This is a genomic window from Yeosuana marina, assembly GCF_011762485.1.
GTDB lineage: Bacteria > Bacteroidota > Bacteroidia > Flavobacteriales > Flavobacteriaceae > Yeosuana > Yeosuana marina.
The window spans coordinates 87,480-99,953 of sequence record NZ_JAAKGI010000046.1 but is presented as its reverse complement, the minus strand read 5'-3'; the positions used below and the strand labels follow the sequence as shown (position 1 = coordinate 99,953).

The following is a 12,474-nucleotide window of genomic DNA, read 5'->3' as shown; positions in this document are numbered from 1 at the left end:
TTATGGCGTTACCACAAGGGTCGGGCTTTCTCAACTCGCTTTCAAAAAGAAGAGCTCAAACAAATTGCTCAATCCCTAACGCAGAATCCGTATTCAAAAGAACATTATTCGTGAATTAGTGGCAATAAACATTTCAAAATGAACAGAATAAATAAAAAATTAAAAGAAAACAAAAAACTCCTCTCTATATATTTTACAGCGGGTTACCCAAATCTTAACGATACCGTTTCCATTATTCAAGATTTAGAAAAAAATGGAGTTGATATGATAGAAATAGGCTTACCCTTTAGTGATCCTTTAGCTGACGGGCCAACTATTCAAAAGAGCTCCACACAAGCGCTTAAAAACGGAATGACTACTAAAGTCCTTTTCGATCAATTAAAAGATATTCGAAAAACGGTTGAAATCCCATTAATCATTATGGGCTATTTTAACCCGATGCTCCAATATGGAGTTGAAGATTTTTGTAAAAAATGTCAGGAAATAGGCATTGATGGTTTAATTATACCCGATTTACCGGTTGATGTGTATCATGATGACTACAAAGCTACTTTTGAAAAATACGGCTTAATTAATGTGTTTTTAATCACACCTCAAACTTCCGATGAGCGCATTCGTTTTATTGATTCCGTTTCAAACGGATTCATTTATATGGTGAGTACCGCGAGTGTTACAGGAAGTCAATCTGGTTTTGGGGAAGAACAAACTGATTACTTTAAACGCATTTCTGACATGAATTTAAAAAACCCACAAATTATTGGTTTTGGTATTTCGGACAACAAAACATTTTCTCAAGCTACTAAATATGCCAAAGGCGCCATTATTGGAAGTGCTTTTATAAAACACCTAAATAATAATGGAAAGAGTACAATCAATAAATTTGTGCATTCAATTTTAAATTAAGCCCCTTTAATAAGCTAGTGATTAAAATTCCTTAAAAGAAAGCAACTACAGCATTAAACATGTAGACGTTTTAACATTTCAACATCAAGTTTTAAGATGTTTTTAATAAAATTTCAGCTTATTATTTTTAAGTTATAGTTGAATCAAAAAAAATAAAACTATGGGAATTATTAAAGACAAAAAGAAATTTGAAAGAACTGAAGAACAAAAAAACCCAACAAATCCAAATATTGGGGGTACCAATAATCAAAAAAACGATTTTGATATTGATGAAAAAACAATAAAAAAACAGCAAAACAAAAAATAATTAGTTTTAGAATTCTTAATTAGAAAAGTTTTTCTAAAACTTAACTTAATAAAAAGGCACCATCGTAAATGGTGTCTTTTTATTAAACATTTAACAACAAAATGCATTCATACTATTAACGAATTTGAGAACTTTGTAATTCAAAAAATTTGCTATGGAAACGGTTCAAAAAATAGTCATTGTGGGTGCTGGATTTGCTGGATTACGCCTCGCACAAGATTTAATAAACAACCCTTCTTTTGAAGTTTATTTAATTGATAAACACAACTTTCATCAATTTCAGCCTTTAATGTATCAAGTTGCTACGGCTCGATTAGAACCTGCAAGTATTTCGTTTCCGCTTAGGAAAGTCTTTCAAAAAGCTAAAAACGTAAAGATTAGAATTGCCGAAGTGATGCATGTGGATTATAACAAACAATTCATTACAACGTCGATAGGGAAATTTGATTACGACCATTTAGTTATCGCTATAGGCTGTACCACCAATTATTTTGGAAATGAAAATTTGAAGGATTATGCCTATCCAATGAAAACAATTCCAGAGGCTATTCAGCTAAGAAATCGTATTCTTCAAACTTTTGAAGATGCTTTAAACACTACTGACCAAGACAAACTTCAATCCTTATTAAATTTTGTTATTGTAGGAGGAGGTCCTACAGGTGTTGAGTTGGCAGGCGCGTTATCAGAGATGAAACGCTATATTCTTCCTAAAGATTATCCTGATAAAGATTTCTCAAAACTAACCATTTATCTGTTAGAAGGAACGCCGCACACACTAAATCCAATGAGCGATGGTTCTAGAAAAATGTCTCAGGAATATTTAGAGGAATTAGGTGTTATTGTTAAAACAAATACTATTGTTAAAGACTATGATGGCGCCATAGTTACCTTAAACAATAGCGATAAAATAGCGTCTAAAAATGTTATTTGGGCTGCTGGCGTTACTGGTAATTTTATTGAGGGTTTTCCTAAAGAAAGCTTTTCAAGAGGAAACCGTTTGATAGTAAATCGATTTAATGAAGTTAAACATTTAGATCATGTTTATGCCTTGGGAGATATTGCTTATATGGAAACTCCTAAATATCCTCATGGACATGCTCAGGTTGCTAGTGTTGCTCTTCAACAAGCTGAACTTTTAGCAAAAAATTTAAAAAACTTAAGCAACCATAAAGCCAAAAAAGAATTTGAATATACCGATAAGGGCTCGATGGCTACTATTGGTAAACGTAAAGCAGTTGTAGATTTACCTAAATTCAGTTTTCAAGGGCGCATGGCTTGGTTTACCTGGATGTTTATCCATTTGATGCTTATATTAAGCGTTAAAAATAAACTCTTGATTTTTATGAATTGGACTATTAGCTATTTTAATAATGACAGTACCTTAAGAATTATAATGAAACCAGCTGTTCAAAAAGTAAAACAAAAAATAGATTAATGCTTTTTCAGAGTTAATCATCTTCTACTCTTTTTTACTACCTCAACTTTAAACCGAAAACCTTTGAGTGTTAAAATTCTATCAAAAATTAAGTTAAACAAACGTTTAATTTAAACATTTGTTTAATTTTGGGGCGTAATTTTAAAAAAGTTCAAGATGGACTTAAATCAAAAACAAATAGAGATATTAGAAACAGCTGAAAAACTGTTTGCTGACAACGGTTTTGATGGTACATCCGTTAGGCAAATTTCAAAAGTGGCAGATATAAATATTGCCATGATATCTTATTACTTCGGATCTAAAGAAAAACTTTTAGAAGCACTTTTAGTATACCGTATGTCTGATTTTAGAATGCAATTAGAGTCTGTAATTTCAAAAAGCAAACCTCATTTGGAAATTTTAGATGACATTATCAGCTTCATTGTAAAACGCATTCATAGAAACAGACGAACTCACAAAATCATCAATTTTGAATTCTCAAACGGAACTAGACAAATTGATTTTAATCTTTATTTAGAACAAAAAAAACAAAATCTTAAAGTCATTGAAGCCTTTGTAAAAACAGGACAAAATAAAGGAGTTTTTACTAACAACGTAAACATACAACTTTTAACAACCACTATTCTAGGTACCTATTTTCATTTTTACTACAACAAAAAATATTACAAAAACTTAATGAATTTAGAAGATGATGCATCTATTGAGCACTATGTTCATAATGAACTCACACAACATATTCAAACCACTATAAAAGCTTTACTTACCTATGAAAATTAAAATTTATATACTGGTCTGTTTTTTATCCATTTCAATCCTAAAAGCACAAGAAACAGAACCTCTAACTATACAAGAAGCTGTTAGTATAGCCCTAAAAAATAGTGATGCTTCGAAGATAGCCGATACTAAGGTTTCATCTGCAGAAAGCGAATTGAACGTCACTAAAAATCTTCAATATCCAGATGTTAAGCTATCTGGACAATATCTATACTTAACCAATGCCAATGTTAATTTAAAAATTAGTACTGGAGAAAATAGTTCTAATTCAGGAAATGGTAGTACACCAAAAGTCAATCAACTACTACTTGGACAAGCCAATGTAACGATGCCCTTATTTTCTGGTTTTAAACTTAAAAACACAATTAAAGCTAGTGATAACTTATATAAAGCTGCAACATTTAGCGCTAAAAACGACAAAGAACAATTAAGTGTTCATGTTATAAATGATTTTTTAAATTTATATAAAGCTGCAAAAACTATTGATTTAATTCAGGAAAATCTGAAAAGTGCACACCAGCGTGTAATAGATTTTTCGGCCATGGAACAAAACGGCTTATTAGCCAGAAATGATTTATTAAAAGCCCAGCTTCAAGAATCTAGTATTCAATTATCACTCGATGAAGCTAAAAAAAACAAACGTATTCTTAATTACAGATTGGCAACACTTTTAAAATTGCCTAAAAACACTCAAATTGAAACTTTAGACCCTGATTTTAATCTAGTCTCTAATCAAACAGCAATTGAATCAGATTTGTCATCAAGAGGTGATTTGGAAGCACTTCGTTACAAAGAAGAAGCTTCAAAAAATCAAATTAAAGTAGCAAAAAGTAAATACTTTCCTTCCTTAGTACTAACGGGAGGCTACATTGCTTTGGATTTACAAAATGCCTTAACCGTTAATAATGCTATGAACGTTGGTCTCGGTATTTCATATAATCTATCTGATATTTTTAAAGCTAAAAGCGATATTAAACTAGCTAAAAGTAAAACCCAAGACCTTGAATACACGATTAATATGGTTTCAGACCAAATTAAAGTGGAAATAGAAAATGCCAAAGAAGACTACCAACTGGCTCTGAAAAAATATAATGTGTATTCAGAATCTGAAATTCAAGCCTCAGAAAATTATCGTATCGTAAAAGATAAATATAATAATGGCTTAGTTGATACGAATGATTTACTAGAAGCCGATGTCGATCAACTTCAAGCTAAGTTAAATGTAACCTATGCTAAAGCCAATATCTCTCAAAAATATTACGAATTACTAAGCGCTCAAGGTCAACTAATAAGCTCAATAAACAACTAATTTTATTAGAATGGAAACAAAGAAAAAAACCAATAAAAAATTCATCATAATTATTTCAACATTAGTCCTTATAGGTCTAATTTATGGCGGTTATAAAATAATACATTCACTGTCTCACGAAGAAACCGATGATGCCCAAATTCAAGCAAACATGAATCCAATAATTCCTCATGTTGGTGGCTTTATTAAAAACGTATACGTAACCGATAATCAGCGCGTAAAAAAAGGGGACACTTTGTTTGTTATAGATGATAGAGATTACATTGTAAAGCTTGAACAGGCTGAAGCTAATTTAGCTGCTGCAAAAAGTGGCTTGTCGGTTTCAAAAGTAAGTATTGATTCGTATAAAGCCAATACTGCAACAGTAGCAGCTCAAGTAAATTCTGCTTACAATAATATTGAAACTGCGAAAACCAAATTATGGCGGGCTACGAATGATTTTGAACGGTATCAAAATTTGTACAACAACCATTCTATTACGGCTCAGCAATATGAACAGGCTTTAGCTGCTAAAAAGGAGGCCGAACAACAAGTTAAAATGTTGGAAAGTCAGAAAAAAGCAACTCAAAGTCAGCAAAATGCAGCTTCACAACAAACCCATATTTCTGAAGAGCAAGTTTCTGTTGCAGAAGCGAATGTGAAAAGTGCAGAAGCGCAAGTTGATGCAGCAAAACTTAATTTAAGTTACACCATAGTTACAGCACCTATTGATGGTCAATTATCAAACGTAAGTTTGCAACCTGGTCAATTTGTACAACCTGGTCAATCATTATTTTACTTAGTAAATACAGAAAACAGATGGGTAGTCGCTAATTTCAAAGAAACACAACTTGAAAAAATGAAAATTGGACAGACCGTAACAGTGCTTGCAGATGCCTATCCAAATGAAAAATTTGAAGCCAAAGTGTCGGCATTTTCACCCGCTACAGGTGCCCGTTTTTCTTTACTACCGCCAGACAATGCAACTGGAAACTTCGTAAAAACAATTCAACGTTTACCTGTTAAAATAGACTTTACAAAAAATAACAACTCAAAAAAATTACAAAAACTACGTTCTGGGATGAATGTAGTTGTAGATGTCCATTTAAAATAAATCATGCAACAAGACGAAAACGACTTAGTTGAATACGGCTTTAGACGTGTCATAATAACCATAACAGCTATTTTATGTGCTCTGTTAGAAATAGTAGACACTACTATTGTTAATGTAGCATTGAATGATATGCGAGGTAGCTTAGGAGCTTCATTAACAGAAATAGCATGGGTAATTACGGCATATGCAATTGCCAATGTTATTATCATACCAATGACAAGCTGGTTATCCAAACAATTTGGAAGGCGAAACTATTTTGCAACATCCATCATTATTTTTACGGCCGCCTCTTTTTTATGTGGTAATGCCGATAATATTTGGGAATTAGTAACTTTTAGATTCATACAAGGTTTAGGTGGTGGTGCTTTATTAGTAACAGCACAAACCATTATTACAGAGAGTTATCCAATAGCAAAACGTGGTATGGCACAAGCTATTTACGGTATGGGTATTATTGTTGGGCCAACACTTGGCCCTCCCTTGGGTGGTTATCTTGTAGATAATTACTCGTGGCCTTACATATTTTATATCAACTTACCTATTGGTATCTTAGCCACATTTTTAACAATTCTATATGTTAGAAGCCCAAAATATGGTTCAAAATTAAAAGCTAAACAAGTAGATTGGTTAGGTATATTTCTTTTAGCCATGTTTATAGGTTCTTTACAATTTGTTTTAGAACACGGACAACAAGACGATTGGTTTGAGGATTCTGTAATACTAAGTTTAAGCATTGCTTCCCTTTTTGGGTTAATACTATTTATTTGGCGAGAATTGACCTATGATAACCCAATAGTGAATTTACGAGTTCTTAAAGATGGCAACCTAAGAATTGGAACTCTTATGACTTTTATTTTAGGGTTTGGTTTGTATGGGTCAACATTCATCATACCAATATACACACAATCAATTTTAGGATTTACGGCGACAGATGCTGGTTTAATGCTAATTCCAAGTTCGATTACTACCGGTATTATGATGCCTTTTATTGGAAAGATGTTACAAAATGGTGTTCCTCAAAAATATTTGGTAACCGCTGGTTTCTCTATTTTTTTCATTTACAGTCTTTGGATGTTTCTTGTAATGACACCTGATACAGGAACAGAACATTTCTTTTGGCCTCTAGTTGTTAGAGGTGTTGGTCTGGGATTATTATTTGTACCAATTACCACATTATCACTTTCTACTTTAAAAGGTAAAGACATAGGTGATGGCGCTGCTTTTACAGGTATGACCAGGCAATTAGGAGGGTCCTTTGGTATCGCTATTATTACTACGTTTATTGCACGGACAACACAACAACACCGTGTAGATTTATTACCAAACATAAGTGCTATTAATTTTAAAGTACAAGAACGAATTCATGGTTTACAGCAATTATTTATTAGCAAAGGATATTCGTTTAATGAAGCGTTGGATAAGGCTTATAAAATGTTAGATTTTACAGTAACAAAACAAGCTACTGTACTATCGTATATGGATGTGTTTTTGTTCCTTGGTGTGTTATTTTTAATCTGTGTTCCTTTTGTATTACTCATCAGAAAAAATGCTGGTAAAGTTGGAGAAATTAGTAACGCTCACTAAAGAAATTAATATTTTCACTTATTTAAGATATTAGCATGAAAATTCACTTTATTTGATGATTCTTTTTTATTATATTGATTGCTATGAAAGATATTGAAAACATTGAGTTAACTTATTTAAATTTAGATGACTATCAAGAGCTTAAAAAAGCAATGATAGAATCTTATACCACGATGCCTGATGCTATTTGGGATGAAGACCACATCAGGACATTAATCAAAAAATTCCCTGAAGGTCAGGTAGTTATAAAAATAAATAATCATATTGCAGGATGCGCGCTGTCAATTATTGTTGATTATGACAAATTTGACGATAACCATACATACAAACAAATTACAGGAAACTATACCTTTAACACGCACACGAAAGATGGTGATATTATTTATGGTATCGATGTTTTTATAAAACCAGAGTTTAGAGGGCTCCGTTTAGGTCGTCGCTTATATGATTACAGAAAAGAGCTTTGCGAACGTCTGAATCTTAAAGGGTTAGCCTTTGGCGGCAGAATACCTAACTATCATAAACATTCAGATACATTAACACCAAAACAATATATTGAAAAAGTAAGACGCAAAGAAATTCACGATCCCGTTTTAAACTTTCAAATCTCAAACGATTTTCATCCCGCTAGAATTCTAAAGAATTATTTGGAAGGTGATGCATCATCTCAAGATTATGCGGTTCTTTTAGAATGGGATAATATCTATTACGAAAAGCAAAACAAGAAGGCTTCAACCATAAAAAAAATAGTTAGACTTGGTTTAGTCCAATGGCAAATGCGTTTATACAAAAACATGGACGACTTGATGCAGCAAGCTGAATTTTTTGTTGACGCCGTATCGGGTTACAGAAGTGATTTCGCATTATTCCCTGAGTTTTTTAACGCCCCCTTAATGGCCGAGAACAACCATTTATCGACGCCTGAAGCTATTCGAGAGTTAGCAAAACATACCGATGAAATTGTACAACGTTTTTCCAAATTAGCCATTTCATATAACATCAATATCATTACAGGTAGCATGCCAGAAATGGTTGATGGAAAACTTCATAACGCGGGTTATTTATGCCGACGCGATGGCAGTATGGAACGCTATGAAAAACTTCATGTGACGCCAGATGAAGCGAAGGTTTGGGGCATGGTTGGTGGTAACCAATTAAAAGCCTTTGATACCGATTGTGGTAAAATCGGCATTTTAATCTGTTACGATTCTGAATTTCCTGAATTAAGCAGATTATTGGCAGATGAAGGGATGGACATTTTATTTGTGCCTTTTTTAACCGATACACAAAACGGATTTTCACGTGTAAGACATTGCGCTCAGGCAAGAGCCATTGAAAATGAATGTTATGTTGCCATTGCCGGAAGTGTGGGTAATTTGCCGAAGGTTCAAAACATGGATATACAATTTGCACAATCTATGGTATTTACGCCTTGCGATTTTGCCTTTCCTACCAATGGTGTAAAAGCTGAAGCTACACAGAATACAGAAATGATTTTAATTGCTGATGTCGATATTGATTTGTTGCGAGAATTAAATCAGTTTGGTAGTGTGAGAAATCTTAAAGATCGTCGAAAAGATATATTTGAATTAAAAAAGAAATAACGCATGTCACCATTTAATAATTGGAAAATCATTTTGTTGCTCTGCCTAACTTTAGGCTTGGCTCCCTTTTTTCCAGAACCGCATATAATAGGTAAACTTCGTTGGATTGCCGGTGGTGCTAAAGGCATGCAACTTATGGATTGGTTCGACACCGTACTTCATGGGTTTCCGTTTATTCTTTTAATTAGAATTATTATTCTAAAATTAGTAAAAAAGAATGGCGCTTAACATCGTTCTCATTGAACCCGAAATACCCAATAACACAGGTAATATTGGAAGATTAGCACTCGCTTCAGATTCCAAATTACATTTGGTAAAACCATTTGGTTTCGAAATTGATGATACGCGTTTAAAACGCGCTGGACTTGATTATTGGCAACACTTAGACGTTGTCTTTTATGAAAATATAGAAGAGTTTTTCAATGTAAACAAAAATGAAAAGATGGTATTTCTCTCCAGCCACGGAACAAAAAATCATTGGGATATTCCATTTGAAGACAATCTATTTTTGGTATTTGGAAAAGAGTCTGTAGGATTGCCTAAACAGGTGACAGAAACTCATTCAGAAAATCTTTTTAAAATTCCATTATATAACAACCATGTTAGAAGCCTAAACTTAGCCAATGCTGTGGGTATTGTTGTTTATGAAGGTCTAAAATATCTAAAAAAATAAGTTTTTAGTGTTTTTGGCAACTACAGTAGGTGTCGCTATTGGCTTTTTCAAAACATTCCTTGCCTTCTTTAAACGCAAAATAAGAAAGGATTAAAGTACCTATACTATCTATATAAGATATCTGAAATAATTCATACAAACCACTACTGACTAATAAAATAACAGACATGTATATGCATACCATTGTACAATTGGCATCCGCCAAAATAGGTTCTGATTTTAATTGCCTTCCAACGCTTCTCTTCCAGAGCACTAATCCCAACATAACGATGATAGAAATAACCGATATTACTAATCCCCAAAATGTCGTTATAGGTTTATGATTAATCCAAATATTGTAAACACTTGTAATAACTAAACCTAAAACAAGCATATAAAAAGCAAAACCTGTAATTCTTAAAGCAGTTCTTTCAAAGTTATCCCTCTTGCTATTAGGATTTTTTTTAATTCTAATAATCATATGAGCAATTCCTAATCCTGAAATGACTTCAATAAAACTATCCGAACCAAAACCAAATAAGGTTAAACTTTCATCTTCAAACCCTAAATACGTAGAAATAATACCTTCTACAATATTATAAACAATCGTAAAAACAGCTAACCAAAATGCTATCTTATATAATTTCTCGTGAGAATTCATAACAATATATTTAGATTATTGCCTTTAATATACTAAAAATAAGAATTTTACATTCGTTCTGGTACATCAATACCCAGCAAACTAAACGCATTTTTTATTGTTAAAGCTACTTTTTTTGAAAGCTGAACTCGAAACAATTTTTCATTCTCATTTTCGGCACCTAAAATAGAAACGTTCTGATAAAACGAATTAAATTCTTTTACCAAATCGTAGGTATAATTGGCTATCAAGGCCGGACTATGAGTTTCCGCTGCATTTTGAATGACTTCAGGAAACTGCTGTAACTGTTTAATCAGTTCCTTTTCCTTTTCGTGAAGCGCGATCTCAGTTACTTCTTTTATTGTATCAAAATCTGCTTTGCGAATAATAGATTGTATTCTGGCATAGGTATATTGAATAAAAGGCCCTGTATTTCCTTGAAAGTCTATAGATTCTTTAGGATCGAAAAGGATTCGTTTTTTAGGATCTACCTTTAAGATAAAATATTTTAAAGCTCCCAACCCTATGGTTTTATAAAGTTCTTGCTTTTCGTCATTTGAATAGCCATCAAGTTTCCCGAGTTCTTCTGAAATTTCTCCCGCTGTAGATGCCATTTCATCAATTAAATCGTCGGCATCAACTACGGTTCCTTCTCTACTCTTCATTTTTCCAGAAGGCAAATCTACCATACCATAACTTAAATGATATAAGTTTTTAGCCCATTCAAATCCAAGCTTTTTCAAGATTAAAAATAAGACTTTAAAGTGATAGTCTTGTTCGTTCCCAACGGTATAAACCATCCCTCCTACATCTGGATAATCTTTAATACGCTGAATAGCAGTACCAATATCTTGGGTCATATAAACGGCCGTACCATCTGCACGCTGTACAATTTTTTTATCTAATCCATCTTCGGTTAAATCGCACCAAACAGATCCATCGTCTTCTTTAAAAAACACGCCAGATTTTAATCCTTCGGCAACAAACTCTTTTCCTAATAAATAGGTATTACTTTCAAAGTACAAGACATCAAAATCTACTCCTAAATTTTTATACGTCATATCAAAACCCTCATATACCCAACCGTTCATCATCTTCCAAAGCGTCACGGTTTCTTCATCTCCAGCTTCCCATTTCAACAACATATCTTGAGCTGCAAGTAAAATAGGTGCTTGTTTTTTAGCCTCTTCTTCAGAAATTCCTTTTTCAACTAACTCTTTAACTTCTTTTTTATATTCCTGGTCAAACTTCACGTAATAATTCCCGACCAGTTTATCGCCTTTTAAACCTGTGCTTTCTGGAGTTTCACCATTTCCAAAACGCTTCCAAGCCAACATACTTTTACAAATATGAATTCCTCTGTCGTTTATAATTTGGGTTTTATAAACTTTCTTGCCTGAAGCCTTTAAAATTTCGGCAACACTATAACCTAATAAATTGTTTCTAATATGTCCTAAATGCAGCGGTTTGTTGGTATTTGGTGATGAATATTCCACCATAATAGCCGCTTCATTTTCATCTGGAGATTTAAAACCAAAATGCGCTTCATCGTTTACACTATTAAAAAAATTAAGATAATAACCATCTTCAATTTCAATATTTAAAAACCCTTTAACCACATTAAAAGCCTTAACTTCATCTACATTCTCTACTAAATAATTGCCAATATCGGTTCCTATTTGAACAGGATTTCCTTTAAAAAATCGAAGCATAGGAAAAATAACAACAGTAATATCTCCAGCAAATTCTTTGCGAGTTGCTTGAAATTCTATAGTATCTAAAACAACATGATACGTTGATTGTACTGCTTTTATAACCTGATGTGATAATGTCTCTTGAAGGCTCATTAATTATAAGTTTTTAAGGGTGCAAAGATAAAACTTTTATTAACGTCTGTTTAGAAAAATCAATTTTAATAAATCGAGAGAGAATGAAATATTTCTGTTTAAAAAGTAAGTTTTACAAAGAAAAGTTTGTTCGTTGTTAGTATATAAATTTTTAAAAATATCAACTATAAAAACATGATTAAACCTTCTGATTAAATTAAAAGAATCTTTATGCTTTAAAATACTGTTAAAACAATAAAAAATTAATCTGAAATTATGATTTAAAATTTTCGCACATGCTTTTTTTCTATGATTTTTGCCGTTTATCTATTCGTCGATTTTTTGTT

The 12,474-nt window shown here is 32.6% G+C and carries 12 protein-coding genes; 10 read left to right on the top strand and 2 right to left on the bottom strand.

The genetic code is table 11. The features are described 5' to 3' along the window. Positions 1-138: 138 nt before the first annotated feature. From trpA to G5V56_RS18055, 10 genes are all read left to right on the top strand, one after another. Positions 139-903, top strand: coding sequence for a tryptophan synthase subunit alpha (gene trpA / locus G5V56_RS18100; RefSeq protein ID WP_166967792.1), 765 nt, complete (start codon positions 139-141; stop codon positions 901-903). A 160-nt stretch (positions 904-1,063) separates the two neighbouring features. Continuing rightward, complete coding sequence (locus G5V56_RS18095) at positions 1,064-1,210, top strand: hypothetical protein (protein WP_166967790.1); 147 nt, start codon at positions 1,064-1,066, stop codon at positions 1,208-1,210. Between the two features lie 154 nt (positions 1,211-1,364). After that, entirely contained in the window at positions 1,365-2,645 is a 1,281-nt protein-coding gene (locus tag G5V56_RS18090) for an NAD(P)/FAD-dependent oxidoreductase (RefSeq protein ID WP_166967788.1), read from the top strand. A 156-nt stretch (positions 2,646-2,801) separates the two neighbouring features. Next, on the top strand, positions 2,802-3,422 hold the full coding sequence (locus G5V56_RS18085; protein WP_166967786.1) for a TetR/AcrR family transcriptional regulator: 621 nt from the start codon (positions 2,802-2,804) through the stop codon (positions 3,420-3,422). Next, a complete protein-coding gene (locus G5V56_RS18080) occupies positions 3,412-4,728 on the top strand; it encodes a TolC family protein (RefSeq protein WP_166967784.1) in 1,317 nt (438 codons plus the stop codon). Before G5V56_RS18085 ends, G5V56_RS18080 begins: the two co-directional genes overlap by 11 nt. 10 nt (positions 4,729-4,738) lie before the next feature. After that, the gene (locus G5V56_RS18075; RefSeq protein ID WP_166967782.1) at positions 4,739-5,821 is read left to right on the top strand and encodes an HlyD family secretion protein; all 1,083 of its coding nucleotides are present in this window, start codon (positions 4,739-4,741) and stop codon (positions 5,819-5,821) included. Between the two features lie 3 nt (positions 5,822-5,824). Beyond that, on the top strand, positions 5,825-7,405 hold the full coding sequence (locus G5V56_RS18070; RefSeq protein ID WP_166967780.1) for an MDR family MFS transporter: 1,581 nt from the start codon (positions 5,825-5,827) through the stop codon (positions 7,403-7,405). An 83-nt stretch (positions 7,406-7,488) separates the two neighbouring features. Next, positions 7,489-9,009: a carbon-nitrogen hydrolase family protein gene (locus G5V56_RS18065; RefSeq protein WP_166967778.1), complete on the top strand. Its 1,521-nt coding sequence runs from the start codon at positions 7,489-7,491 to the stop codon at positions 9,007-9,009. A 3-nt stretch (positions 9,010-9,012) separates the two neighbouring features. Next, positions 9,013-9,237 carry a hypothetical protein gene (locus tag G5V56_RS18060; protein WP_166967776.1) on the top strand — a complete coding sequence of 75 codons (225 nt, stop codon included), beginning with the start codon at positions 9,013-9,015 and terminating at the stop codon, positions 9,235-9,237. Beyond that, positions 9,227-9,682 carry a tRNA (cytidine(34)-2'-O)-methyltransferase gene (locus tag G5V56_RS18055; protein ID WP_166967774.1) on the top strand — a complete coding sequence of 152 codons (456 nt, stop codon included), beginning with the start codon at positions 9,227-9,229 and terminating at the stop codon, positions 9,680-9,682. Before G5V56_RS18060 ends, G5V56_RS18055 begins: the two co-directional genes overlap by 11 nt. A gap of 4 nt (positions 9,683-9,686) precedes the next feature. Here G5V56_RS18055 and G5V56_RS18050 read toward each other — a convergent pair whose 3' ends face one another. Together G5V56_RS18050 and argS are read right to left on the bottom strand one after the other, a co-directional pair. After that, on the bottom strand, positions 9,687-10,322 hold the full coding sequence (locus G5V56_RS18050) for a cation transporter (RefSeq protein WP_166967772.1): 636 nt from the start codon (positions 10,320-10,322) through the stop codon (positions 9,687-9,689). A 47-nt stretch (positions 10,323-10,369) separates the two neighbouring features. Beyond that, positions 10,370-12,148, bottom strand: a complete 1,779-nt coding sequence (gene argS, locus G5V56_RS18045) for an arginine--tRNA ligase (protein ID WP_166967770.1) — start codon at positions 12,146-12,148, stop codon at positions 10,370-10,372. Positions 12,149-12,474: the final 326 nt, after the last annotated feature.

What these genes read in the sequence shown, in the direction of transcription:
- G5V56_RS18090 (WP_166967788.1), top strand. Translation starts at nt 1,365, where the DNA reads ATGGAAACGGTTCAAAAAATAGTCATTGTGGGTGCTGGATTTGCTGGA.
- G5V56_RS18095 (WP_166967790.1), top strand. Translation starts at nt 1,064, where the DNA reads ATGGGAATTATTAAAGACAAAAAGAAATTTGAAAGAACTGAAGAACAA.
- trpA (WP_166967792.1), top strand. Translation starts at nt 139, where the DNA reads ATGAACAGAATAAATAAAAAATTAAAAGAAAACAAAAAACTCCTCTCT.
- G5V56_RS18065 (WP_166967778.1), top strand. Translation starts at nt 7,489, where the DNA reads ATGAAAGATATTGAAAACATTGAGTTAACTTATTTAAATTTAGATGAC.
- G5V56_RS18060 (WP_166967776.1), top strand. Translation starts at nt 9,013, where the DNA reads ATGTCACCATTTAATAATTGGAAAATCATTTTGTTGCTCTGCCTAACT.
- argS (WP_166967770.1), bottom strand. Translation starts at nt 12,148, where the DNA reads ATGAGCCTTCAAGAGACATTATCACATCAGGTTATAAAAGCAGTACAA.
- G5V56_RS18085 (WP_166967786.1), top strand. Translation starts at nt 2,802, where the DNA reads ATGGACTTAAATCAAAAACAAATAGAGATATTAGAAACAGCTGAAAAA.
- G5V56_RS18080 (WP_166967784.1), top strand. Translation starts at nt 3,412, where the DNA reads ATGAAAATTAAAATTTATATACTGGTCTGTTTTTTATCCATTTCAATC.
- G5V56_RS18075 (WP_166967782.1), top strand. Translation starts at nt 4,739, where the DNA reads ATGGAAACAAAGAAAAAAACCAATAAAAAATTCATCATAATTATTTCA.
- G5V56_RS18070 (WP_166967780.1), top strand. Translation starts at nt 5,825, where the DNA reads ATGCAACAAGACGAAAACGACTTAGTTGAATACGGCTTTAGACGTGTC.
- G5V56_RS18050 (WP_166967772.1), bottom strand. Translation starts at nt 10,322, where the DNA reads ATGAATTCTCACGAGAAATTATATAAGATAGCATTTTGGTTAGCTGTT.
- G5V56_RS18055 (WP_166967774.1), top strand. Translation starts at nt 9,227, where the DNA reads ATGGCGCTTAACATCGTTCTCATTGAACCCGAAATACCCAATAACACA.